This is a genomic window from Stenotrophomonas sp. 704A1 (assembly GCF_030549525.1).
Lineage (GTDB): Bacteria > Pseudomonadota > Gammaproteobacteria > Xanthomonadales > Xanthomonadaceae > Stenotrophomonas > Stenotrophomonas tuberculopleuritidis.
In genome coordinates this window covers 973,283-998,032 of sequence record NZ_CP130831.1, presented here as the reverse complement: position 1 = coordinate 998,032, position 24,750 = coordinate 973,283, and the positions used below count along the sequence as shown (strand labels likewise).

Sequence of the window (24,750 nt, the reverse complement as noted above, 5' to 3'; positions counted from 1 at the left end):
TGCCTGTCTCTTAGAAGTCAGCGGAGAGCTGCTGCTCTTTTTTCTCGATGAATTTCACAGCACGCCAGCCGGTCTTACCCTGCTTGTTGGTACGCCGAATGGCCTGACAGGTGACGTCGTATTGCACCTCAGGAGTAAAGGTCTCTGCCATCTCTGGGGCGACGAAGACGTCATCTCGGCTGGTGCTGATGAATGCAAATGTTTTTCCCTCCTGCCTATTCAAAGTGCCGCTAAAAATTTCAAACAGGCCAGGAATGGTTTGAACCTCTGATATTCGCCAATCCAGAGCTTGGCCTTCAACCTCTGCACGCCCAATCTCCACTACAGTACCTGGCAACAAGCTTGCCACTGTGGGAAACTTTTTATGCAAAAGCCCGAGGCCGGTAGCGGCGCCGGTCGCTATATAGCTGAGCCCCTTTTCTGCATTGATGTGGTCAATGACACCGCGAGTGTAGGTAAGGTTTTGTCGGTCCAGTTGTTGAAGCAATGCACGTGCACTGGACTCAGCTTTCGGCAGCGGCTGTAGAGAGTTATTGGCGAGTGCGTCTTGATACCAGTCACTGGTAAGCAGTTGATGCAGTTCCTGGGGCACCTTATAGGCGTGCTTTTCCCTGTACTGCAGTGCCAGGTTCGCCTGTAGTGCTGCCTCATTGAAACGGCCCGCAAGCGCGAGGCGCTGTGCCAAATGGATTCGAACCCTTGCGACTTCCTGCTCCTCCCGAGCCAGCTGGGTTGCATGGGCATAACAAGTCAACGCATCCTGTGGGTGCTCAACTTCCAGGATCTCGCCTAGTAGCGCCCATGGCCAAGCCGCGCGCGACTGTCGACGTAACACTGGCGTCAATCGCTTGATCGCAAGGTCTGGCTCGCCGTTGGCCAGGTGCAGTTTGCTCTGGTAGTAGTTGAGCCATTGGTCGTTTGGCTCATTCTTTAGCGCTTGTTCCAAAACGCCAAGACCCCACTCATTCAGCGTCGGATCCGACTGAGGATCGACAGCCTTAGCCACTGTCTCACGACAGACGGCACGTATGAAGCGTTTATACAAACTATCTACAGTCTTTCCTGCCTCATTGACGAAAGGCTTCTTGTCCTCTTCTGAAAAACTTTCGTTTCCCACCCAGCGGGCAAAAAGAAGAAATTCAGACCAATCCTTGGATGCCTTCCCCGCAAGGCGAAGAAATTGTGAAAAAGCACTATCGCCACGCAGTGCGTCAGCCATGTGCGAGAACTCGCGCATGTCCGGTGACAGTTGGCCAGATAACGCCGCAGGAGATAGCTGCTTTGTCTCGTAACGATCGACGATTTCTTTTACATGGTCATACAGCGCCCATGCGTAGGCTCGAAGAAACCATACGTCACCATTGTTTTGGGGGTACTCCGACCTGGCCAAATCCAGGGCTTCTGCATGCCGTTTTTGCTTGCGAAGTGCAAAGATTTCACTGGAGCTCACTGGTTTTCCTCTTTTTGCGCCGTCATCAAGCGCTGTACTTCCTCATAGAGGCCGTGGCTACTGCCTGGGCCGCCGACTTCCTGAGCAGCCGTCCAAGTAAAGGCGCCGTCGTAAGTGAAATCAATCTCACCTTTGCGACAAGCATCAGCAAAGCTCAATCGCAGCCGATACGGCATCGACTTTTGACCGATACGTTGAATTCCCGATTCGGCAATAGCTTTATCCAGACCATCCAGAAACTCTTGTATGAACTGGCTTGGCTGCTCCGTGCTGGATTTGGCAGCCAGCACACCAAGCGATGTGAGCGCATCCTCCGCCAATTGACTATCTGATAAGGCGCCAGGAACAGATCCAGAGCGACTGACCTGTAATTTGCCATTGTAGTAATACTGAACTACGGCGCGTTTGCCATTGCGCGAAAGGGTGTAGCGCTCGCAATACTGCAAGTGCTGCAACTGTTCAATTTCGATGCCTTGAGCCCCCCACACCAGGCGTAACTGCTGATGGGTTTTCATCAAGGGGGCAATAGCGGGTGTGAACGAAAGCCTCTGCCAGTCTGGATCAGTCATGAGCTCCTGAAGTCCAGCCTTTTCAGGTTTTTCAGACGCGCCTGATGAGCCAGTCCAGGCGATGTCACCGGTGGGTGTGAAGTCAGGGGGATTCACGATGATCAGTTTCTTGGCTGCTCGCGTGATGGCCGTATAAGCCCAACGAAAGAACGATGCATTGCGAGAGCCCCTGCCGGACCCGAAGTCAACAAGGACAGTATTCCATTCCCCGCCCTGCGCCTTGTGACAGGTCATGGCATAGCCGTACTTGACCTGGAGCGCGTTGAAGTACGGGTCGTCACGGATAACTTTGCGGAATTCAGCCGACTTTGGATGCAGGTCAGGGTGGCGCTTTCGAAAATCTACCAAAAGCGCCCGCTGCTCCAACGGGGTCAATTCACGGTTAGGCGAATCTAGCAAGTTCTCTAGTACCAGGCAGTTTGTCTGGATGACGCTGCCATCCGCATCACGAAAAGCAACGGTGATATTGCGGAACCACAACTCAACATGGTGGCCTCCCTTGAGATTTACTGGCACACGTTGTGCGTCTGCTCCCACCTCTATGACCTTGACCAGATCGCCATTGCTGAGTTCGTGCGTTGTTGAGTTTTTGTTTATTAACAGCGTTTCGCCCACCTGGATAGGCAGACTGGCATCGCCCCAACGACGATCTCTGATGTTACGGTTGTAGTCCAGCGCATTGGCGTTAGAGTGCACGACTGCGACGTTAGAAGTTTTTGTCTGCAACCATTGAACGACCAGATCGACGGCTCTTTGGGCATCTACCTGTTCAATATCCTGTCCATTGGGCTGCAGTGAAAATTTATTGAACCGCTCGGCCAGCATCGCGTCGCGCAACTCCGTCGCGCGGTCGAGAATGGCACTGCCCTGCGCCTGACGCATGACATTTTTCAAATCGAACGAATCCACCTTCAACTTGAATTGCTCACTCAGATACGCATCTGACAAGGCCGGTGACGCATTTTCTCCAACCGGAGGTAGCTGCGCAGGATCGCCGACGAAAAGCAGCTTGGTAAGGTGATTCTTTGTGCGACCTGATCTGTTCATTCGGGCAAAGGTCACGATATCCAGGAGCAATCGGCCTGAACCGAACTGCATGAAATCACCGTGATTCTCCTTATCTCCAACCATTGACGATTCGTCGATCACAAACAAGGAAACAACCGGTTCTTCCTCCTTCAACGGGAAGATCATCCGCATCCCCGGGTCGTTAGCCGTCTCGGCCCCTTCATTCACCTCCAAATTGGTAAGCATGTAAATCGCCCGATGGATAGTCGACCCTTCGTATCCAGAGTTTCCAGTGATTTGCTTGATCTTGTTGCCCAGAATTCGGGCTGCCCGGCCTGTCGGTGCCAGGAGGCTGCAGGAAAGGTTCATCTCCTCTAGAGTTTTGACCAGTTGGGCAACAAGTGTGGTCTTACCAGTGCCTGCACTGCCACGCAGGACAAAAGCATCTCGAGTGTCATCAAGAAGAAAGGTTCTAATGGCATCCAGCGCGGCGGACTGCTCTCCGGTCAATTGTATTTCCATGCAGCTCACGCGCCCTGACCATGCATCACAAAGTTGATTTCCGCCTCTACATAAAGGCCAAGCTGTGCCTTGATTTCCTGTAGCTGTTGGATCAGCGCATCAATGTCCGCAGCCGACGTCATCGTCACGGGAATCGCGATCGACTTTGTCAGCTTGGCCGGACCTTCTTCTCCGTTTTTGACGCGTTCTTCCTCCATGCGCTGGCGCAGACGTTCCTGGCCCTGCCGCTGGATCGACCGCTTAAGATCGTCGAGGGTGCTGTTGATGTCGTAGTCGCGAGCCAGCAGTTTCTTAAGTCCGGCCAGATCCTGGGTGGCTGACAGAGCAAGCCCATCCAACCGGTTCACGGCGTTGCCGCGCTCCTCCTGGGTGAGTTCTTCCCACTCAGTGATGCGCTGCAGATCCTCGACCCCTTCCTTCAAACGCAGCTTTTGCTGATCGGAGAGCGTGATGACCGCATCGCGCAAACGGCCCTTCAGATGGGTTAGCTGCGAATTGAAGTCGGTGGTGTGTTTGTAGAAGTCTTCTTTGCCCAAGCGCTCTGACAGGGTTCCCAAGTCTTCGGCAAGTTCGCGGCGCAGCTCTCCTGGCACGCCAGTGTCCGGCAAGGCTTCGATGTCGCGACGATGAGCTTGCAAGTCACGCAAGGTAGCGTCGAGCCCATTGTCGAACGCTCGCTTCACTTCCAGCGCCCACTTGAGATTGTCGTAAATGGCGGAGGTTTCGGCACCCAGACGCTGTGGAGCATCTGACGCATCTGTAAACAGAACATCGGCAATGTCCTGGTTCAAAGTACGGATGCGTTCGCTACCCGCCAGCCCAAGGCCGCTGAGCTTTTCAGCCAAGGAGCCGTAATCGTGCTGGAAGCGCGTGAAGTGCTTGGCCGCCGCCTTGCTGATCTCTTGCTCAAGCGGGATCACCATGTCACCGACCAGTTCAGTGAGCCGCTCTGCCGCCCGACCGAGCGTTTCGATGGACGGGCGCTCGTCGCGCAGGGCCACGCCGATCTGCTTGAAGGAGTTGTTGGTCTTCAGGGCATCGATGGCCTGTTGCCCAGCGGCCGTGACTTCGCGTCCCGAGACCTTGAGCTTGATCTCTCCAGCCATAAGCATGGCCGCGACGATGTAGCGCGTGGTGTCCGGCGACCAGCCGAACGGGGCGCTGCTGAAGTCGTCGAGCAGGCGCTTGCCATCGACCGTGCCGCGCTTGTCGATGTAGTCGTGGATGCTGATCATCGCTTTATGGTCGGTTTTGAACGAGGCACGACCGGCCACGGTTTGCACCAAACCGAGCGGGTCCAGCGCGCTGCTGATGGCCGCGGGGTTGGCGACCTTCAGGAATTTCTCGGCGGTGTCGGTTCCGGCACGTACTGGGGCTTCTACGTACCGGTCGAACACCTGGTCAGCAACGTCGGAGAGCAGCTTCTTGGCGGCCTCCAGCAAATCAGCATCCAGTGCCGACACCGCCGTGGCCTGGCCGCGGAACACAAACGAGCCGGCTTGCAGAGTTTGTTTGATCTTGCTCTGGAGCTGGGTCGCCAGCTTGGCAGCACGGTCGAGCTGGCCGGTGCAGTAGTCCTTTACCTCTTGGTCGGGCTCGTTGCGGTGCAGCTCGGCAATGCGCTGACAGCGATAGATTTCGTTCGCCAGATCGTCGAGTTCGGAATTTGCGCGAGCCAAGAGCCCGATGACGTTTCGACCCGCCCGGCTGCGGGAATCATCCAGCATCCGGTTCTTGGCGGTGTCGTAGTCACTGGCTGGCACCAACTCAACAACGGTTTGGATGGTGCTCTGATCACCGGCCAGGCTGGTGATGGCGCTGCCGGCCTGGACCTTCAGGCCCGTTGCGACGGCCATCGTGCCGTGGAGGCTGACGCGAGGCAGCGGATCGAAGGACTCGCGCAGCGCATCGTTGAAGATGCGCTTCACATCCACGGTGCGCAACGCAATCGCGCCTCGCTCCTGCTCGATATCCCGCAGCTTCTCGCTGAGGAACACGAGGTTGCCATCTTTCTCGCCGAGCGGCACATGCACATCGTTCAGCATCTCTTCGACGGCTTTCTTGACCGTGTCGAGCTGCGAAGGTGCCGTGACGGAGGGATGCATCAGGCTGGCGACGTTCTGCACCGAGACTGGCAAGTTGCCGAGGATCTGCAACACGGCGACGGACTTGGCGATGTCCTGATGTAGCTGTGAATCCGGGAAGCGAATCTGCACTTTGCCGACCGCCTGGTGGATGGACGTGAAGGCACGGCGAATGTCCTTTTCCAGTTCGTCGTACAGCGTCACCGTGGTGGCCAGCCAGCCCACGGGCTGATCGGCCATGGCCTTGGAACCGCCTTCACCTTTCAGGACATCCTGAATTACCTTGATCGCAGAGCGTAGACCGATGCCGCCGGTGGACTTTGCGAGCGCGCCGAGTAGGTGCAGCAGGATGTCGAAGTGCGCCGGCAGGAACGGGTAGAGATTGGTGAAACTCTCTTTGCTGAAGTCTGCGTCGTAGTACTTAGCGTCCTGCAGCTTGGTGTTGTGTCGCAGCGCCTGACCATGGGCATCGAAAAGCTTGCCAAGCTCGGTCTCGCCCGCTGGCGATTTACCGAGCAGACGGCGGTAGCAAATCTCTTTGATGTCGCTCGATTCAAGGTCGATCTGAATCGGGAAGCGGTCTTTCAGCTTGTAGAGCTTGTCGGAGTTCAGCGCGGCGCGCGGGTCGTCTTCCGTCAGCGTCTGCTGCGCTGTAGAGATGATCCAGGCCTTGCCGTCGCCCAGCCTCTTGAGGTTCTTCGCCAGGCCATCAAGGTTGAGGATCAGGTTGTCGCGTGAGGCCACGTACTGGCCGACTTCGTCGACGATGAAGATGATGTTCTGCTTACCACTCTTCTCGCGGACGATGTCGATCATCTCTTGCACGCGCTGGTCTTCGAACTGGAAGAAGCCTTCGGTGCTGGACGAGAATGACTTGGCCTCCGGGAAGAGTGCCGGGTACATCTCATGGGCGATTTTCGGGATCAAGCCGTCGATGGCCAGTGGGTTGTTCTGCACGCGAGCCCAGGTGGCACCTGGCAGCGCCTGGGCGATACGCTCATGGAGTTCGGGCGTGCGACCGTCCTTCTCGACCATGCGCTCAAAAGCGGCAACCTTCAGGTTGCGCGAGTAGCCAGCCCACTGCAGTACCTTGAAGTAGAGGACGGTGGAGACGTCTTCCATCGTGGCGCCAGCGAGCATTTCACTGGCGAGGTCCAGCATGACCACTGCAGCCGGGAAGCGCTTCGCTACAGTGCTGAGGAGCGCCTTGGTCTGTGGCTTGTGCAGGCGGTCTTGCAGGTAGTTGATGAACGGCGTGCCGTCGATGGTGCGCTGATCATCAAACGCCAAGCCGAGATACTTGGTGAACGAGCTCTTACCGGAGCCGTAGAAGCCAGAGACCCAGACGCCCACCTCATTTTCGCCACCGGACTCCATCGCAAGCTGCATGCGATCGAGGAGCTTGCGGAACTGCTCCTCAATACTCTCGGTGACCACGTATTCAGAGATCTCAGCCTTGAGGCGGCCTTCTTGCGAGGCGCCATAGGTGATGACCTTTTCGATGGTCCGGTAGATGTCCTTGCTTGGATCGAAGAGTGAGCGAATGGTCATAGGTTTGTCCCAGGGTTCTTTTGTCTGTTCAGCCGCCGACGTGGACGGAGCGGTAATTGCCGTCTTCCGGGTAGAAGCCGAGAAACTTCAGGCGTGTCTTGCCGGTTCGCACGCCGGGGTACAGAAAAATCGTCGGTACGTGAAACTTGCCCTGGAGCTGGCTTTCGATGGCGCCGATGCGCATAAACGGATGCAGTGCCTCAAGATCCGTTACCAACAGCAGCGCGTTCTGCTGGGCTTCGAGCGGCTGCAGGGCATCCTCCAGCCGCTTCAGCAGGCCGTTATCCGCCGTCAGGATGTCCGCCAGCGCCTTGTTGGTACGTGGCCAATCCAAGGGCGCTGACTTGTCCTCCATCACGCACAGCGACCAGAACGGGTCGTCTTTCAGTAGGGCCCAGATCTGTTCAGCGATGGAGAACGTGTGCACGTCCCAGCCTTCCTGGTGCAGCTTGGCCACCCAAGCGGGCGTTTGCCGCTTCACCTCGAGGATCTGCTCTGGTGGGAAGACAAGGTAATAAATCGGCTCGAAGCTCGCATGGCCAAGCTCGCGCCCGTGCCGGATGCGCTCGCGCAACTCGTCGAAATCAGCCTTGAGTGAGGACATCGCAGAGCGCCTCCATGTCTTGTTGTTTCCAGCTGATGCGGATCACGTCGCCAGCAGCCTGGACGATGAGCAAACCCTTCAGCGAGAGTCGTTTGATTTCTTCCAGCACGTCTTCGCGCGCCAAGCCAAATAACTGCCAGTCTTCGTGAGTCAGCAGGGCGTTATCACCGACACAGGAAAAATGCAGTTCGTAGGCCAAGTACGCGGCCACGGCTGGCGAAATACGGAACGGCAGGATGCGACGGCTTGAGCGCAGTCCACGTTCGAGCATTCCGTAGTCGGCGCAGCATCCGGTCAGATAGGCGGAGACACGCCGTACAGTGGTTTCCGACCAGCGCTTGATGGTCTTGCCGTCATCAATGCCGCGCTCGACAAAGGTCCGCGCGTCTTCATTGGTGATCTGTGTGTATCCACCGGCGTATCGAGCCCAGTAAACATGGCGCACGAAGTCGCCAAGGATCGGGTTGGCCCGACTCGTAAAAACGAGCATGAGCTGCGTCAGGTCAGCCGTGGATATCGTTGCGGACAGCCGCTTGAGATGTGCTGCTGGTGCACCACCTGCCACGAGATAGCGTGGAGCGAAGCATTCGACGACGATGTTGCGAAGTCGGCGCGCGGTAACGGTGGGGAATCGACCCGATTCCAGTGCGACCTGATGCAACTGGTTCGCCGACATGCCAGGCGACCACAGGTCGAGCAGCGTCTTGGTTTCGTTGACGAGCCCAAGGCCTGCTTGCAACTGAGTCGTGTAGGGCGTGTTGTCGGCCACGATCACCCCACCAGATACGGATAAGTTTTGGCGTTCTGTGTGAACGCCGATAGATAGGCCGCAGCGATAGCCTTCAGTGTGTCGGTGGAATCGAGATCCTTGATGCCCCCGACCGCCGTTGGACCCACGCTGGAAGTGCCGCCCGTGGCAGCCAATCGCTTCAACGCATCAAGCGCAGCCTCTTTGCTTTGTGGCGCCTGGCTGGCGAGTTCTTCTCCCACGCTACTTTGCACGGTCGCGTGCAGGTCTTGCTCGACCTCTTCGGGCAACCGGAACAGGTGGTAGCTACCCACGCTCAAATGCTCGTCGTGCAATCGTCTGGCTGCTTCCAGCACACCGTGGTACTGAGCGAGGCGAGACGTTTTCGAGAAGACCGGCTCCAGGAAGAGCTTGTTTGATGCCTCATAGAACGCCGTTGGCCACCAGGCGTACTGAGCACGCTCGCCAAGGAAGCCGACAAGCATCCTCATCTGCAGCAATGTCGGTAGGTAGGATTCTTTCATCTCAATTCTCGTCATTCGTTTGTTCTACCGACGCGACCGGCGCCGGCAGTGGTAGCTATTGTTCAGTCACATTCCGCTCCTGCTCGGGCCGCATCCAAGGGTGCATACCCTGGTGCCAGCACGGCGTTCTTGACGCCGTACAAGGCCAAGTGGTCCTTCAGCCATAGTCTGTACTCCGGCCCACGAAGGCTGTGGTCTGCGGTGCAGTCGACGCTCCACTTGCGCAGGATGTAGCCGGCAGTCGCTGCCCGAAGCTTCATCTTCACCATGCCGCCAGTCATGCCGTAATCCATCTCCGCGATCTCGGGACGGGGTTGATTGGGGTGCGGCACCAACTCCAGTTCCACGATCCTGGTCCACTGGATGTCCTGATCACTCATCTCGTGGGGCGCCACTAGCTGCGCCTTAAGCGCCACGGGGCACTTGATCCGGTTAATGACGAAATCCCGGAATTCCTGCGATTTGCGGTCGAAGGCGCGGACGAGCCAGCGCAAGCCGTTGTCGATCAACGCGAACGGGACGATCTCCCGCTCGGTGCGACCACTGGAGATGGAGCAGTACTCAATGCCGAGCGGACACTCCTGGTGGATCGCCCGGGTCACGCTCGCTAGCACGTCCAGATCCGGATGCGCGAGCCGTGACGGGCTCTCGCTCATCACCCATGCCTTGAGCCGCATAGGCTCACCGTCGCCAAAGCCCTGGGTCAACCACGACAGCACCCGCTCCGGAGGGAAGTCGAAGATGGGCTGGAAGTCCGGCCCCAATACGTAGGACTTGACCTTGGAGTCGTAGTCGATGTTGCCCGAGGCCAACTCCTTGTACAGCGCCAAGTCCCTGGATGCGGCGGCGGACTGGATGCCAAACCGCGTGACCAAGTCCTGACGGCGTATCTCCCCGATGAAGCGCACGCGCAATTCCACGAACGCGAGACGATCGCGCTGTGGCTGGGTCAAATCTGTGAAGCGTTCGTTCATCATCCGTGTGCACCCGGAAAGATCGCACATCCGGGTCAGCAATTCCTTGTGGATCCATCGGTGAAAGCCTGCTATCCATCAGCAACTACCCGGACACTAGCATGATGATCGCACAAGGGTTGCATTTTGATAACCATCTTCCTTCGAAGCCCATCTCTACCTGAATAAGCTCGACTAGCGGCCATCAGGCCACAACAGGTATCAAGATTAGCTGCCATAAGCACTGGCATGCGAACGCTTTGACCAGCAAGGCCGATGCGCGCCGCTTATAGGCTCCAAGATGTCCAGAATGGTCCAGCAGCAGCCAGCTTCCCATGGCATACCAGATGGCATACTAGCTAAGCCAGAAATGAAAAAAGCCCTTGAAACTCAAGGGCTTAGTTCAATTATCTGGCGGAGAGGGGGGGATTCGAACCCCCGAGGCGCTATAAACGCCTGCCTGATTTCGAGTCAGGTACATTCAACCGCTCTGCCACCTCTCCAGATGGTCCCCGGCGAACCGGGGACGCGCATCATACGAGGAAGCGCGGCCGACGACAAGTCATTCCGGCCAACGACGTGAAATTTTCCTGACTGCATGCCTTGCCGGATGTCCGCTCCACCGTGATGATGCCGTTCTCCCCGGCAATACCCCGCCCCCAGTACCCACCATGATCGAATTCGGACATCTCACCCACCCCGGCCTGCGCCGCGAGCTCAACGAGGACACCTACTACGGTGACGGCGAGCTGGCCCTGTGGCTGGTGGCCGACGGCATGGGCGGACACGCCTGCGGCGAAGTGGCCAGCGCACTGGCGCGCGAGACCATCGTGCGCGAGATCCGGCGGGGCGCAGCACTGGCGCAGGCGATCCGCACCGCCGACGAGGAGATCATCCGCGCCTCGCGCCGTCGCAACGACAGTCTGCCGATGGGGACCACCGTGGTCGCCGCGCGGGTGCAGGGCAACCGGTACGAAGTGGCCTGGGTCGGCGACAGCCGTGCCTACCTGTGGCGCGATGGCCAGCTGGCCCAGCTCAGCCAGGACCACAGCGTGGTGCAGGAACTGGTCGCGCAGGGCAACCTGACCGCCGAGCAGGCCCGCGCCCACCCCCACCGCAACGTGGTCACCCAGGCGCTGGGGGTCACCGACCCGACCCACCTGAACGTGGCGACCACCAGCGGCGAGCTGCGTCCGGGCATGCAGCTGCTGCTGTGCAGCGATGGCCTTACCGAAGAAGTGGATGACCGCGGCATCGCCCGCACGCTTGCCTTCGATGACGCCAGCGCGCAGGAATGCGTGGACAGCCTGGTCGCTGCCGCACTGGATGGCGGCGGTTCGGACAACATCACCGTGATCCTGGTGCGCTGCCACTGAACCATGCCGTGCCGGGTTGTGCCGGCAGCGCCGGGCCGTGCCCGGCGGCTGCATGACCGGCGCTTATGCGCTGGCGGCCTCTTCCACCTTCGGACCATCCCACAGGGCGTGGCCGGCCTTCTTGCGCAACCGCTCCAGGCGCGCGGCGTGCGCTTCCTGCTCCGAGGGTGTGGCCACCACACGCGGGCGCGGCAACAGCGCCGAAGCGTCGAACGCCTGCATCACCGCACCGCCGCCGCCTTCGTCGTCGCCCAGCCCGAAGCCGATCTCTTCCTGGCCCGAGGTCAGCGCGATGTACACATCGCCCAGGATCTGCGCGTCGAGCAGGCCGCCGTGCAGTGCACGGTGCGAGTTGTCCACGCCCAGCCGCTTGCACAGCGCATCCAGTGAATTGCGCTGGCCCGGGAAGCGCTCGCGCGCCAGGGCCAGGGTGTCGATCACCGTGCAGCGGTCGGTGATCCTGCCGAACTGCGGCCCCAGCAGGGCCAGCTCGTTGTCGAGGAAGCCCAGATCGAACGCCGCGTTGTGGATGATCAGCTCGGCGCCATCGATGAAGGCCAGGAATTCCTCCACGACCTGCGCGAACTCCGGCTTGTCGTCGAGGAACTCCAGGGTCAGGCCGGTGACTTCCTGCGCGCCCTGTTCGAACTCGCAGTCCGGCTTCAGGTACTGGTGATAGGTGTTGCCGGTCGGGCGGCGCTTGAACAGCTCGACGCAGCCGATTTCGACCACGCGGTTGCCCTTCTTCCACTCCAGGCCGGTGGTTTCGGTATCAAGGATGATCTGACGCATGGGCTCAGTTTACCGGGCTGCCGTCGCGGATCTGGATCGCCGCATTGCGGGCCAGGGTATCGACCCGCTCGTTGTCCGGGTCGCCGGAGTGCCCCTTCACCCAGCGCCAGTCGATCCGATGCCGCTGCGTGGCCGCCTGCAGGCGCTCCCACAGCTCACGGTTCTTCACCGGATCGCCGCCGGCGGTCTTCCAGTTCTTGCGGATCCAGCCCGGCAGCCACTGGGTCAGCCCCTGGCGCACGTACTGCGAATCGGTATACAGCACGATCTCGCAGGGCTCGGTCAGCGATTCCAGGCCGGAAATGGCCGCCATCAGCTCCATCCGGTTGTTGGTGGTATGTGCTTCGCCACCGCTCAGTTCGCGCTCGTGCCCCTTGTAGCGCAGCAACGCGGCCCAGCCGCCCGGGCCGGGATTGCCGAGGCAGGAACCGTCGGTGTGGATTTCGATGGTTTTCAATACAACTCCAGATCAGGTAGCAACGGTGCCGTGCCAGCGCACCGGCAACGGGGTCGGCCCAGGCAGGGCCAGCGTGCGTTTCTCCGCATGGAACAGGCAGGCCGCGCGCAGGGGCGCCCAGCCGCCGCGACGGCGGCTGCCCGCGCCCTGCCACATCGGCCCGAGATAGCGCAGGTCCTCGCATTCCAGGCCATGACGATCCAGCAGCTGGCGGATCCGCTGCGGGGTACGGACCACCAGCCCATGCTGGCGCCAGCGGGTGCGGAACGGGCTGAACGGATTGAGGCTGGTCAGCCACAGGTGGCCGCCGGGCATCAGCACGCGCTCGCATTCATCCAGCAGATGGTCGGCATCGCCTGCGGTCACGTGCTGCAGCACGATGGCGTTGACGCTCTCGTTGGGCAACGGCAACGGCAGCGCGCAGCGGGTGTCGCCGGCATAACCGCTGCCGTGGCGGTGCAGGCGCAGGCCACGGCCCGCCAGCTGCGCATCGGCCAGCCAGGCGGCACTGGGCGCGATCCACAGCCAGGGCTGGGCCGGCAGGACCGACAGCTGCGGCAGCAGCAGCTGCCGCTCCAGCACGCGCAGCGCCGCCGCCGGTTCAGTGTCGAACCACGGGGACGGGCTCGCTTGACGGGTGCTCTGCAGCGCGGGCATGGTCCAATTCTATGCGACTGACAGCCCTGCCCGCATTTGCGGACAACTACATCTGGATGCTGATCGCCGACGACGGCGCCGCCGTGGTGGTCGATCCCGGCGACGCCGCGCCCGTGCTCGCACTGGCCGAGCAGGGCGTGCGCGTGGAGGCCATCCTGCTCACCCATCACCACGACGACCACATCGGCGGGGTGCCGGCGCTGCAGGCGCGTTTTCCCGGCGTGCGGGTGGTCGCGCCGGTAGAGGAACGCATTCCCATGGCCACCGAACGGGTGGGCGAAGGTGAACGCGTTCAGGCATTGGGCCGGATGTTCCACGTACTATCCGTGCCCGGGCATACCCGCAGCCACATCGCGTTTCACACCGCTGAACATCTTTTCAGCGGAGATTCGTTGTTCAGCCTGGGCTGTGGACGCCTGTTCGAAGGTACGCCGTCCCAGCTGCTGGCATCGATGCGCACGCTGGGTGCCCTGCCCGCGCAACTGCTGTTGTGTTGCGCTCACGAGTACACCGTGTCAAATGCCGTCTTCGCGCGGCATGTCGACCCCACCAACGCTGCCCTGCGGCAGCGCCATGAGGAGGCTTTGGCCATGCGCCGCGATGATCGCTCCACCCTGCCAGTGTCGCTGGCCGAAGAACAGGCCTGCAATCCGTTCCTGCGCGTGCACACCGCACCGATCCGTGCTGCCGTCTCGGCGCACCTGGGTCGCGACGTCGTGGATGACGTCGATGTCATGGCCGGTCTCCGGCACTGGAAAGACGGCTTCCGCGCATGAGTCGCCGAAGTCTGCCGCTGGCCCTGGGCCTGGTCCTGGGGTTGGCCGGAACGGCGGGCGCGCAATCGCTGGGCGCCGGCATCAGTCAGAACTTCGCCGCCGCTGCGGCGCTGCCGCTGGACCCGGCGGCGCTGCCCGCCGCCTCGGTGCGCAACGGCCAGGAGATCTTCTCCAGCTTCCGCGACGGCCTGGCCGAACCCACCTGCGATGCCGAGGCCACCAGCCCGCGCTGGCAGAAACAGTTCGCCCACGCTCCCTCGCGCCTGGCCAACCAGGATGACGATGCACTGGTGCTGTTCGGCTACGTGGTCGAAGAACTGCGCAAGGCCGACCTGCCGACCGAGTTCGCGTTGATTCCCTTTGTCGAAAGCGGCTACCGGCCCAATGCCCGTAACGGCAGCGGCCCGACCGGGCTGTGGCAGTTCATCGCCACCACCGCACGCAACCATCGGGTGCCGATGAGCAACGGCTACGACGGCCGGCTGTCGGCGGTGGAATCCACCCAGGCCGCGGTGCGCTACCTGAAGACCCTGCATGGCATGTTCGGCGGCGACTGGCGGCTGGCCACCATGGCCTACAACGCCGGCGAATACCGCGTGCTGCAGTCCATGCGCAAGGCCGGCATGAACGCACAGAACGCCCGGCCGGCGGCCCTGCCCGGCCTGTCCCCGGTCACCCATGCCTACGTCGAGAAGCTGCATGCCCTGGCCTGCGTGCTCGAGGACGTGGAAGACAAGCCCGGCGTGATGGCCTCTCTGGACCGCACGGTGCCGGTGCTGAAGGACCACACCCTGCCGGCCGGCACCAGCATCCAGCAGTGGGCCGCACAGCGCTCGCTGGACCCGGCCCGCATCGCCCGCCTGAACCCGGCGCTTGCGGCCGGCGGGCGCCCCTCGGGCACCGCACGGGTGCTGGCCCCGGTCTCGGCGGCCGCTGCCGGCGCTGTCGAGGCACCGGTCGCGGCCGTGGCCGCTCTGGCCAGCAGCGCCAGCGTGGCGCCGGTGCCGCAGGCCACCCGGGCCGTGGCCGCCGTCGCCGACCGCCCGCGCAGCCGGCGCCATACCGTGCGCAACGGCGAGTCGGCCTGGACCATTGCCCGCCGCTACGGCATGCCGGTGAAGGCCCTGCTGTCGCTGAACGGGCTCAGTGGCAGCAGCGTGCTGAAGCCGGGCGCGGTGCTGCGCGTCGAAGACTGACGCCGGGCACAGCGCCCCCCACCGCTCCTCCTGGACCCTGCAACGCCGAGCCCACGCTCGGCGTTCTGCTGTCTGCGCCTGGCCCGCTTGCAGGCCACGCACAGGTCGCTGCGCGGAGGGCACGCGCGCCGCCCTGCGGGCATGAAAAAGGCCCGGCGGTGCCGGGCCTTGTCCTTGCCTGCCGCCGCGAGGCTTACAGGTTCGCTTCGGTGGTCTGCACCACGAACTTCTTGCGCATCGCGTCGATGTAGGCCTTGGCCGCGGCCATGCCGTCGATCTGGCTCAACTGGTCCTTCAGCTGCTTCTGCTGCTCGGCGGTCACTTCCTTGACGTCGCCCGGGTTGACCTTGTTCACCGCGAACAGCAGCGCATGGCCGTTGACGTCGACCTTGCCGTAGCTCGGCTTGCCATCGGCCGGCAGCGGTGCGCTGAAGATCGCGCGGTTGATTTCCGGCGTCGGCACCGGCTGGCTGCGCGGCAGGCCCGGCATCGGGCTCAGCTGCAGCTTCTCGCTGGCAGCCAGCGACTGCAGGGTGGCACCGGCCTTCAGCTTGGCCAGCAGCGCGCCAGCGATCTTGTCACCGGCCTGGCGCTGGCGATCGGCACGGATCGCTGCGATCACCTGCTCGCGCGCCTTGTCCAGCGGCATCGCCTGCTCGGGGGTATGGGCGGCCACACGGATCACCACGCTGTGGTTGCTGCTGCCCCCCAGCGGGATCGGATCGCTGGCAGTGCCGTCCTGCACCAGCACGTCGGAGAACGCAGCGCGCAGCACGGCCGGATCGGCGGCAATGCCGCTGGCGGTCGCGCGGGTGATCGGGCCCAGCGTCTGCAGCGTCATCCCGACCTCCTTGGCAGCAGCGGCCAGGTCGCTCGGGCTCTTGTTGATGGCATCGACCAGGCGGCCGGCCAGATCGTTGAAGCCGCGCTCGCCATCGGCCTTCAGCTGTTCGGCGGCCAGCGTGTCACGCACCTCCTCGAACGACTTGCCTTCGCCGCCACGGACCGCGGCCACCTTGATGACGTGGTAGCCGAAATCGGTCTTGACCGGGCCCACCACATCGCCCGCCTTGGCCGCGAACAGGGCATCCTCGAACGGCTTGACCATGGCGCCACGCTCGACCCAGCCGAGGTCACCGCCCTGGTCCTTGGAGCCCGGGTCTTCCGAGTTGGCCTTGGCCAGCGCGGCAAAGTCGGCACCCGCGGCCCTGGCCTCGGTGGCCAGCTTGGCGGCCTTGGCTTCGGCACCGTCGCCGGTCACCAGGATGTGCGCGGCCTGGCGCTGTTCCGGCGTGGTGAACTTGGCCTTTTCGTCTTCGTAGCGCTTGCGCAGGGTCGCCTCGTCGGCGGCGGTCGGCGCCGGCAGGTTGGCACCGTTGAGCTCGACATACTCCAGCGACACCGATTCGGCCTGGCGGAAATCCTTGCCATGGCTGTCGTACCACTGCTTGATCTGTGCATCGGTGACTGGCGCGGTATCGACCGGCACTTCCGGCAGCGCCGCCAGTTCGACGTCACGGGTCTCGCCGAGCAGCTTCAGCAGGCGCTCGGTCTCGGCCTGGGTGACGAAGCCGGAGTTCTGCAGGCCCGACGGGATGACCGACTGCTGCAGGCTCTCACGCACCAGTTCCTGGAACTGGGTCGGGGTACGCGGCGGATTGCCACCGGCCAGGGCCAGGCGGTAGTTGCTTTCGCTGAACTTGCCATCGGCGCCCAGGAAGGCGGGGATGGTCATGATGTATTCGCGCACGGCGCCGTCGCCGATCACGACACCCGCCTGCTCACCGACCAGGCGCACCACCTGCTCGTCGATCAACTGGTCGAGCACGGCCAGCTTGTTCTCGGTGCTCTCGAACGCGCGCGGATCGAAATTCTCGCCCTGCTGCTGGCGCTCGCGCATGCGTTCCTGTTCGAAACGGGTGCGGAAATCCTGCGAACTGATCTCATGGTGCTGCCACAGCATGCGCACCGGCCACCACGACGGCGCCGAGCGCCACCAGGTCGGCGGTGCGGAAACCTTGGCCACGTTCTGTGCGCCGACGCCACCGAGGTAGCTGTTGTCGATCACGAACAGGAACGGAATCATCAGCAGCCCCAGGATCACGGTGACGATCCAGCCTGAGGTCTTGTCGCGGAGTTTCTGCAGCATGGTGAGGAATCACAAGGCCTGATTGGCGAGCCCGGCAGTGTAACCCGCTTCGCCGCGTGGACCAAAAGCCGCCCGCGCAGGCCCTTGCGGCCGATCATCCGGCGCGGCGCCGGCAGCGGCGGCACCCGCGCGGCACGCACAAAGAAAAAGCCCCCGACATGCGTCGAGGGCTTTTAGAGTTGGCGGAGCGGACGGGACTCGAACCCGCGACCTCCGGCGTGACAGGCCAGCATTCTAACCAGCTGAACTACCGCTCCGCGCTTGAAACTTTGCAGGCGCTCAGTATATCCGAAGACTTCCTGAAAACCTACCCCGCTGAACACTTTTTTCAAAGTTTTTTCACGAGGATTTAAGAGTTGTGCAATGGCGGAGCGGACGGGACTCGAACCCGCGACCTCCGGCGTGACAGGCCAGCATTCTAACCAGCTGAACTACCGCTCCGTATTGCAGACCTCTTTGTTTCCTTCCCGGCCTGGACCGGGGAGAAAACAAGGCCCCCAGCTTTTCGGCCGGGGGCCTCGTTGAAAATGGCGGAGCGGACGGGACTCGAACCCGCGACCTCCGGCGTGACAGGCCAGCATTCTAACCAGCTGAACTACCGCTCCACATTTCAAACTTTACCGCGGTGCTGTGGTGGGTGCTGAGGGTTTCGAACCCCCGACCCTCTCCGTGTAAAGGAGACGCTCTACCGCTGAGCTAAGCACCCCAGCGAGCCGCTTAGTTTACAGCATCCTTCAGCGCCTTGCCAGCCTTGAAGGACGGATTCTTCGAAGCAGCGATCTTGATGGTGTCGCCGGTCTTCGGGTTGCGGCCGGTGCGGGCCGCACGGTCGCGCACCTGGAAGGTACCGAAGCCAACCAGGGTGACCGCATCGCCGTCCTTCAGCGCCTTGGTGACGGCAGCAACGACGGCGTCGACAGCGCGGCTGGACTCGGCCTTGGTCAGGTCGGCGGCTTCAGCAACGGCGTCGATCAATTCGGTCTTGTTCATTCTCTACAACTCCTTTGGCGGTGGTTTCCGCGTATTCGACAGGGAAGCAACCGCACGACGTCTGCATGCGGTTGCCATGTGGAAACGGTTCGCCGAATTCAGTGAGCGCTGACTGCGATCACTCATTCGCGAGTGCTGCTTTTATACCAGCGGCCCTACCCCCACGCAAGCTGGAAAGCCAGCAACGACGCGGGTTTCAAGCATTTCGACTGCGCCCGTCAGTGCTTGACGCGCGCGTTTCCACTCGGTTTGGCCTTGCTCCGCACCGTGACACGCTGCGCAGTCTTGCGGGCCTTCTTCGGGGCCAGCGGACGTTCCAGGGCCAGATCGAGCACCTGCTCGATGTACTTCACCGGCACGATCTCCAGGTCACGGGTGACATTGGCGGGAATGTCGGCCAGATCCTTGCGGTTCTCTTCCGGGATGATCACCGTGCGGATGCCGCCGCGCAATGCGGCCAGCAGCTTCTCCTTCAGCCCGCCGATCGCGGTCACCCGGCCACGCAGGGTGATCTCGCCGGTCATCGCCACATCCGCGCGCACCGCCACCTTGGTCAGCATCGACACCAGAGAGGTCACCATCGCCGCACCGGCGCTGGGGCCGTCCTTCGGGGTCGCACCGTCGGGCACATGCAGGTGCACATCGTGCTTCTGCAGGAACTCCGGATCGATTCCGAAACCGACCGCGCGCGAACGCACCACCGACAGCGCTGCCGACGCCGATTCCTTCATGACGTTGCCGAGCTGGCCGGTCAGGATCAGCTGGCCCTTGCCCGGCACCAGCGTCGATTCGATCTGCAGCAGATCGCCACCGACCTCGGTCCAGGCCAGGCCGGTGACCAGGCCGATCTCGTTCTCTTCCTCGGCACGGCCGAAATCGAAGCGACGCACGCCCAGGTACTTGTCCAGGTTCTTGCTGGTCACGCTCACCAGCGCCTTCTTCTTCGCGCCCTTCTTCGCCTTTGCTGCCGGCTGCGGGCCGGCCAGCGCGATCTCCTTCACCACCTTGCGGCAGATCTTGGCGATCTCGCGTTCCAGGTTGCGCACGCCGGACTCGCGCGTGTAGTAGCGCACGATGTCCTGGATCGCATCGCTGCCGATCTCCAGCTCTTCCGGCTGCAGGCCATTGGCCTTGATCTGCTTGGGCGAGAGGTAACGGCTGGCGATGTTGAGCTTCTCATCCTCGGTGTAGCCCGGGATGCGGATCACTTCCATGCGGTCCAGCAGCGGGCCGGGAATGTTGAGCGAGTTCGAGGTCGCCACGAACATCACTTCGGACAGGTCCAGATCCACTTCCAGGTAGTGGTCGTTGAACGCGTTGTTCTGTTCCGGATCGAGCACTTCCAGCAATGCCGACGACGGATCGCCGCGGAAGTCCATCGACATCTTGTCGATCTCATCCAGCACGAACAGCGGGTTCTTGCTGCCGACCTTGTTGAGGTTCTGCACGATGCGGCCCGGCATCGAACCGACATAGGTCCGGCGGTGGCCACGGATCTCGGCTTCGTCGCGCACGCCGCCGAGCGACATGCGCACGAACTTGCGGTTGGTGGCCTTGGCGATGGACTGGCCGAGCGAGGTCTTGCCCACGCCCGGCGGACCCACCAGGCACAGGATCGGCCCCTTCATCTGCTTCACCCGCGACTGCACTGCCAGGTACTCGAGGATGCGTTCCTTGACCTTCTCCAGGCCGTAATGGTCGGCGTCGAGGGTGTCCTGTGCGGCCTTGAGGTCCTTGCGCACCTTGCTGCGCTTCTTCCACGGCACGCCCAGCAGCCACTCCAGGTAGTTGCGCACCACGGCCGCTTCGGCCGACATCGGCGACATCTGCTTGAGCTTGTTGAGTTCGTTGCGTGCCTTGGCTTCCACCGGCTTGGGCATGCCGGCCTCGGCGATCTTGCGCGCCAGTTCCTCCAGCTCGCCCGGCGCATCGTCCAGGTCACCCAGCTCTTTCTGGATGGCCTTCATCTGCTCGTTGAGGTAGTACTCGCGCTGGCTCTTCTCCATCTGCGACTTCACGCGGCCGCGGATGCGCTTTTCCATCTGCTGTACATCGATCTCGCCATCGACCAGCCCGACCAGCATCTCCAGGCGCTCGCCCACGGCCAGCGTTTCCAGCAGGCGCTGCTTGTCGGACAGGCGCACGCTGATGTGCGCGGCGATGGTGTCGGCCAGGCGTGCCGGCTCATCGATGCCGGACAGGGTCTGCAGCAGCTCCGGCGGCAGCTTGCGGTTGGTCTTGACGTACTGTTCGAACAGCGACATCAGCGAACGGGCGATCGCCTCGATCTCGCGCGGTTCACGCGCATCGGCCGCATCGATCTCCACCGCCTGGCCGTGCAGCGCGCCATCGCGTTCGCTGACGCTGGTGACCTGCACGCGCGACAGGCCTTCGACCAGCACCTTGATGGTGCCGTCGGGCAGTTTCAGCAGCTGCAGCACCTGCGCCAGGGTGCCGACCTGGTAGAGATCGGCGGCCTGCGGGTCATCGGTCTCGGCCGACTTCTGCGCCAGCAGCAGGATGCGCTTGTCAGCGTCCATCGCCTGTTCCAGCGCGTGCATGGACTTGTCGCGGCCGACGAACAGCGGGATGACCATGTGCGGGAATACCACTACGTCGCGCAGCGGCAGGACCGGCAGGTCGAGGGTCTCACTTGGGGAACGGGCCATGGGGGCTCCAGGGAAGGGGAAAACCGTCTCCGGGAGGGCATCTTCCGGAGACAAAAAAAGCCGATGGCCCCGTTATGGGGCCATCGGCTTTCAGATGCAAGACGTTCCGAGAAAATTCTTTCCATTCAACAACTTGAAAGAATCACTCGGCGCCAGCGGCCTTCTGTTCAGGGGCCGGCGGGGTCTGGTAGATCAGGTACGGCTCGGACTTGTGCTCGATCACCGATTCATCCACCACCACCTTGCTGACGTTCTCCTGCGAAGGCAGGTCGTACATGGTGTCCAGCAGGACCGATTCGACGATGGTACGCAGGCCACGGGCGCCGGTCTTGCGCTTGAGCGCCTTCCTGGCGATGGCCGACAACGCGTCCGGACGGAACTCCAGCTCGACGTTCTCCATCTCGAACAGCTTCCGGAACTGCTTGGTGATGGCGTTCTTCGGTTCGGTCAGGATCCTGATCAGGGCCGGCTCGTCCAGTTCCTCCAGGGTCGCCACCACCGGCAGGCGGCCGACGAACTCAGGGATCAGGCCGAACTTGATCAGGTCTTCCGGCTCGACTTCCGCCAGCACCTTGCCCACTTCCTGCTTGCGCTCGCTGCTCTTGACCTTGGCACCGAACCCGATGCCGCCGGCGTCGTTGGAACGCTGCTGGATCACCTTGTCCAGGCCGGCAAACGCGCCGCCACAGATGAACAGGATGTTCTTGGTGTCCACCTGCAGGAATTCCTGCTGCGGGTGCTTGCGGCCCCCCTGCGGCGGAACGCTGGCCACGGTGCCTTCGATGAGCTTCAGCAGGGCCTGCTGCACGCCTTCGCCGGACACATCGCGGGTGATCGACGGGTTCTCGCTCTTGCGCGAGATCTTGTCGATTTCGTCGATGTAGACGATGCCCTGCTGCGCCTTCTCGACGTCGTAGTCGCACTTCTGCAGCAGCTTCTGGATGATGTTCTCCACGTCCTCGCCCACGTAACCGGCTTCGGTCAGCGTGGTGGCGTCGGCCATGGTGAACGGCACGTTGAGCAGGCGGGCCAGGGTTTCGGCCAGCAGGGTCTTGCCCGAACCGGTCGGACCGACCAGCAGGATGTTCGACTTCGCCAGTTCGACTTCGTCGTTCTTCTGGCGGCTCTCGATGCGCTTGTAGTGGTTGTACACGGCCACGGCCAGGGTGCGCTTGGCGCGGTTCTGGCCGATCACGTACTGGTCGAGGACCTCGAGGATCTCGCGCGGCTTGGGCAGCGAACTGCGCGCCGACTGCGCCTTTTCCTCAAGTTCCTCACGGATGATGTCGTTGCACAGCTCCACGCATTCATCGCAGATGAACACGCTCGGACCCGCAATCAGCTTGCGCACTTCATGCTGGCTCTTGCCGCAGAAAGAGCAGTAGAGGATCTTGCCGGTGTCCGTGGAACGACCTTGGCGGTCTTCGCTCATGCTTCGCTTACCCAGTTACCCCACCCGCTGAACGGGGGTTCGATTCGAGAATAGCACAGGGCCGGAGGGACACCAGTCCGCCCGACCCTGCAGGAACGGGGCCTGCCAGGGCCCCGTGGACGCCGGTCAGCCGGCCTGGATCGACTCTTCCGGACGGCGCTCCAGGACCTGGTCGACCAGGCCGTAGGCAACCGCATCGGCAGCGCTCTTGAAGTTGTCGCGCTCGGTGTCACGCGCGATGGTCTCCAGCGACTGGCCGGTGTGCTTGGCCAGCACCTCGTTCAGGCGCGAACGCAGGGTCAGGATCTCACGGGCGTGGATGTCGATATCGGTGGCCTGGCCCTGGAAGCCGCCCAGCGGCTGGTGGATCATCACGCGCGAATTCGGCAGCGCATAGCGCTTGCCGGCCGCACCGGATGCCAGCAGCAGCGCGCCCATCGAGGCGGCCTGGCCGACGCAGATGGTGCTCACGTCCGGCTTGATGTACTGCATGGTGTCGTAGATCGCCATGCCGGCGGTGACCACGCCACCCGGCGAGTTGATGTAGATGCTGATGTCCTTTTCCGGGTTTTCCGCTTCCAGGAACAGCAGCTGCGCCACCACCACGTTGGCCATGTGATCGTCGATCGGGCCCACCAGGAAGATCAGGCGCTCCTTCAACAGGCGCGAATAGATGTCGTAGGCACGCTCGCCGCGGCTGGTCTGCTCGACCACCATGGGAACCATGTTCAGGGCTTTGGTTCGGTTGTCCATTTCGTGAGGCACCTATCTTGGGGGGAAACAACCCCGCGCCAGGGGTGGCGCGGGGCATCCGGGGATCCGCCCGGGATTACTGGCGGATCGCGTCCTGGAACGACAGCTTTTCTTCGGTGTGCTGGGCGCGCTCGGCGATCCAGTCGATCACCTGCTCTTCCATCACGCGGTTCTGCAGACCAGACATCAGCTGGGGGTCGTTGCGGTACATCTCAATGACCTGTTCCGGCTCTTCGTAGGTCGAGGCGATCAGACGCATCGTTTCATTCAGGCGCTTGGGCTCCAGGCGCAGATCGTTGCTGCGGGCCACTTCGCCGACCACCAGGCCGACCAGCACGCGCTTGGCGGCGGCGTCCTTGAAGCCTTCGTGGGCATCGGCCGGGATTTCGCCGACGTTCTGGCCGTTGCGGCGGGCCTGCTCGACCTGCTGGGCCAGCATGGCGCGGGCTTCGTTCTCGACCAGGCGCGGCGGCATTTCCACCGACGAATAGGCGGCGATCAGCTGCTCGCCGACTTCACGACGCAGGCGGTTCATCAGTGCGCCCTTCAGCTCGCGCTCCAGGTTGGCGCGGATGTCGCTGCGGAACTGTTCGATGTCGCCGCCCTTCACGCCGAAGCTCTTGATGAAGGCTTCGTCGACCGCCGGCACGACCGGCTCGGACACCTCGGTGACCTTGACGGTGACCTGCACGGTCTTGCCGGCCAGCGCCGGCACGCGCCAGTCCGCCGGGAACTCGACGTCCAGGGTCTTCTCTTCACCCTTGGCCAGGCCGGCCAGGCCCTGCTCGATGGTCTCGAACATCATGCCCTGGCCGAGCACGATGCTGCCCTTCTCGGTGCCTTCGGCCGGCAGGCGCTCTTCACCGGCCTGCGACCAGGTTTCCAGCGCGACCAGGTCGCCATCCTGCGCGCCGCGGCTGACCGCGGCCCAGGTACGACGCTGGGTCTGCAGGTTCTCGATCATCTGGTCGATGTCGGCGTCGGTGATCTCGGCGGTGTGGCGCACCACGGTCAGCTTGCTGACGTCGATGTCGCCGAAGTCCGGCACCACTTCGACGGTGGCCACGAAGGAGAACTCGCCCTCGTCGCCCTTGTCGATGCGCGGGCTGCCAACGATGCGCAGGTCGTGCTCACGCACGGCGGCGTCGAAGGTTTCGCGCAGCAGGCCGTCCAGCGCTTCGCCACGGACCTGCGCGCCGAAGCGCTGCTCGATCACCTTGGCCGGCACCTTGCCAGGACGGAAACCCTTGATGCGGGTGGTACGGGCGATTTCGCCCAGGCGGCCGTTGATGTGGCTCTGCAGACGCTCTTCCGGCAGCGAGAAGCTCAGGCGGCGTTCCAGGTTGCCGGTGGATTCGATCGAAGCTTGCATGTTGACTCCTGCCACCGACGGCGCACTGGCCCCCGGCTCGATGATGGGATGAAACGGTTGTAAGGACACGACGTCTGGGACGCGCCTGCTTGCCGCAGCCCTTTAGTTTCGCCCAATT

General features: G+C 62.4%; 19 protein-coding genes and 5 tRNA genes. 3 read left to right on the top strand and 21 right to left on the bottom strand.

The window, feature by feature from the left end:
• Positions 1 to 10: 10 nt before the first annotated feature.
• The 8 genes from Q5Z10_RS04570 to Q5Z10_RS04535 all read right to left on the bottom strand — a co-directional run bounded on the left by Q5Z10_RS04570 (position 11) and on the right by Q5Z10_RS04535 (position 10,516).
• Positions 11 to 1,450 carry a DUF7017 domain-containing protein gene (locus Q5Z10_RS04570; RefSeq protein WP_049450106.1) on the bottom strand — a complete coding sequence of 480 codons (1,440 nt, stop codon included), beginning with the start codon at positions 1,448 to 1,450 and terminating at the stop codon, positions 11 to 13.
• Positions 1,447 to 3,537: an ATP-dependent DNA helicase gene (locus Q5Z10_RS04565; RefSeq protein WP_070426723.1), complete on the bottom strand. Its 2,091-nt coding sequence runs from the start codon at positions 3,535 to 3,537 to the stop codon at positions 1,447 to 1,449. The genes Q5Z10_RS04570 and Q5Z10_RS04565 overlap by 4 nt, the downstream gene beginning before the upstream one ends.
• Before the next feature lie 17 nt (positions 3,538 to 3,554).
• Positions 3,555 to 7,184 carry a BREX system P-loop protein BrxC gene (gene brxC / locus Q5Z10_RS04560; RefSeq protein WP_049450109.1) on the bottom strand — a complete coding sequence of 1,210 codons (3,630 nt, stop codon included), beginning with the start codon at positions 7,182 to 7,184 and terminating at the stop codon, positions 3,555 to 3,557.
• Between the two features lie 28 nt (positions 7,185 to 7,212).
• Positions 7,213 to 7,788 carry a BREX protein BrxB domain-containing protein gene (locus Q5Z10_RS04555; protein ID WP_049450111.1) on the bottom strand — a complete coding sequence of 192 codons (576 nt, stop codon included), beginning with the start codon at positions 7,786 to 7,788 and terminating at the stop codon, positions 7,213 to 7,215.
• Positions 7,769 to 8,557, bottom strand: a complete 789-nt coding sequence (locus tag Q5Z10_RS04550; protein WP_049450114.1) for a DUF1819 family protein — start codon at positions 8,555 to 8,557, stop codon at positions 7,769 to 7,771. The genes Q5Z10_RS04555 and Q5Z10_RS04550 overlap by 20 nt, the downstream gene beginning before the upstream one ends.
• A 2-nt stretch (positions 8,558 to 8,559) precedes the next feature.
• Positions 8,560 to 9,060 (bottom strand): BrxE family protein, encoded by a 501-nt coding sequence (locus Q5Z10_RS04545; RefSeq protein ID WP_032968954.1) that lies wholly within the window; start codon positions 9,058 to 9,060, stop codon positions 8,560 to 8,562.
• Positions 9,061 to 9,122: 62 nt separating this feature from the next.
• On the bottom strand, positions 9,123 to 10,034 hold the full coding sequence (locus tag Q5Z10_RS04540) for a BrxR family transcriptional regulator (RefSeq protein ID WP_223224815.1): 912 nt from the start codon (positions 10,032 to 10,034) through the stop codon (positions 9,123 to 9,125).
• Positions 10,035 to 10,425: 391 nt separating this feature from the next.
• Positions 10,426 to 10,516: transfer RNA gene (locus tag Q5Z10_RS04535), tRNA-Ser, on the bottom strand.
• Between the two features lie 168 nt (positions 10,517 to 10,684).
• Between Q5Z10_RS04535 and Q5Z10_RS04530 the strand changes: the two genes are divergently transcribed.
• Positions 10,685 to 11,389 (top strand): PP2C family protein-serine/threonine phosphatase, encoded by a 705-nt coding sequence (locus Q5Z10_RS04530; RefSeq protein WP_303638105.1) that lies wholly within the window; start codon positions 10,685 to 10,687, stop codon positions 11,387 to 11,389.
• A 63-nt stretch (positions 11,390 to 11,452) separates the two neighbouring features.
• Here the strand turns inward: Q5Z10_RS04530 and dnaQ are convergent, their stop codons facing one another.
• The 3 genes from dnaQ to Q5Z10_RS04515 are packed head-to-tail and all read right to left on the bottom strand — an operon-like array spanning position 11,453 to position 13,295.
• Positions 11,453 to 12,181 carry a DNA polymerase III subunit epsilon gene (gene dnaQ / locus Q5Z10_RS04525; RefSeq protein WP_303638104.1) on the bottom strand — a complete coding sequence of 243 codons (729 nt, stop codon included), beginning with the start codon at positions 12,179 to 12,181 and terminating at the stop codon, positions 11,453 to 11,455.
• A 4-nt stretch (positions 12,182 to 12,185) separates the two neighbouring features.
• On the bottom strand, positions 12,186 to 12,638 hold the full coding sequence (gene rnhA / locus Q5Z10_RS04520; protein ID WP_303638103.1) for a ribonuclease HI: 453 nt from the start codon (positions 12,636 to 12,638) through the stop codon (positions 12,186 to 12,188).
• A gap of 12 nt (positions 12,639 to 12,650) precedes the next feature.
• A complete protein-coding gene (locus Q5Z10_RS04515; protein WP_303638102.1) occupies positions 12,651 to 13,295 on the bottom strand; it encodes a class I SAM-dependent methyltransferase in 645 nt (214 codons plus the stop codon).
• Between the two features lie 11 nt (positions 13,296 to 13,306).
• On the opposite strand from Q5Z10_RS04515, the gene gloB reads away from it, so the two are divergent.
• Both gloB and Q5Z10_RS04505 read left to right on the top strand, forming a co-directional pair.
• Complete coding sequence (gloB, locus tag Q5Z10_RS04510; protein WP_303638101.1) at positions 13,307 to 14,071, top strand: hydroxyacylglutathione hydrolase; 765 nt, start codon at positions 13,307 to 13,309, stop codon at positions 14,069 to 14,071.
• Positions 14,068 to 15,267, top strand: coding sequence for a lytic transglycosylase domain-containing protein (locus Q5Z10_RS04505; RefSeq protein WP_303638100.1), 1,200 nt, complete (start codon positions 14,068 to 14,070; stop codon positions 15,265 to 15,267). Before gloB ends, Q5Z10_RS04505 begins: the two co-directional genes overlap by 4 nt.
• A gap of 193 nt (positions 15,268 to 15,460) precedes the next feature.
• Here the strand turns inward: Q5Z10_RS04505 and Q5Z10_RS04500 are convergent, their stop codons facing one another.
• From Q5Z10_RS04500 to tig, 10 genes are all read right to left on the bottom strand, one after another.
• Complete coding sequence (locus tag Q5Z10_RS04500) at positions 15,461 to 17,416, bottom strand: peptidyl-prolyl cis-trans isomerase (protein WP_303638099.1); 1,956 nt, start codon at positions 17,414 to 17,416, stop codon at positions 15,461 to 15,463.
• Between the two features lie 180 nt (positions 17,417 to 17,596).
• A tRNA-Asp gene (locus Q5Z10_RS04495) sits at positions 17,597 to 17,673 on the bottom strand.
• Between the two features lie 107 nt (positions 17,674 to 17,780).
• A tRNA-Asp gene (locus tag Q5Z10_RS04490) sits at positions 17,781 to 17,857 on the bottom strand.
• An 87-nt stretch (positions 17,858 to 17,944) separates the two neighbouring features.
• Positions 17,945 to 18,021: transfer RNA gene (locus tag Q5Z10_RS04485), tRNA-Asp, on the bottom strand.
• Between the two features lie 26 nt (positions 18,022 to 18,047).
• Positions 18,048 to 18,122: transfer RNA gene (locus Q5Z10_RS04480), tRNA-Val, on the bottom strand.
• Positions 18,123 to 18,133: 11 nt separating this feature from the next.
• Positions 18,134 to 18,406 (bottom strand): non-specific DNA-binding protein Hbs, encoded by a 273-nt coding sequence (gene hbs, locus Q5Z10_RS04475; protein ID WP_004146343.1) that lies wholly within the window; start codon positions 18,404 to 18,406, stop codon positions 18,134 to 18,136.
• A 218-nt stretch (positions 18,407 to 18,624) separates the two neighbouring features.
• Positions 18,625 to 21,075 carry an endopeptidase La gene (gene lon / locus Q5Z10_RS04470; protein ID WP_303638098.1) on the bottom strand — a complete coding sequence of 817 codons (2,451 nt, stop codon included), beginning with the start codon at positions 21,073 to 21,075 and terminating at the stop codon, positions 18,625 to 18,627.
• 142 nt (positions 21,076 to 21,217) lie between these two features.
• A complete protein-coding gene (gene clpX, locus Q5Z10_RS04465; RefSeq protein ID WP_303638097.1) occupies positions 21,218 to 22,507 on the bottom strand; it encodes an ATP-dependent Clp protease ATP-binding subunit ClpX in 1,290 nt (429 codons plus the stop codon).
• Positions 22,508 to 22,633: 126 nt separating this feature from the next.
• The gene (gene clpP, locus Q5Z10_RS04460; protein ID WP_303638096.1) at positions 22,634 to 23,260 is read right to left on the bottom strand and encodes an ATP-dependent Clp endopeptidase proteolytic subunit ClpP; all 627 of its coding nucleotides are present in this window, start codon (positions 23,258 to 23,260) and stop codon (positions 22,634 to 22,636) included.
• A 76-nt stretch (positions 23,261 to 23,336) separates the two neighbouring features.
• On the bottom strand, positions 23,337 to 24,632 hold the full coding sequence (tig, locus tag Q5Z10_RS04455; RefSeq protein ID WP_303638095.1) for a trigger factor: 1,296 nt from the start codon (positions 24,630 to 24,632) through the stop codon (positions 23,337 to 23,339).
• Positions 24,633 to 24,750: the final 118 nt, after the last annotated feature.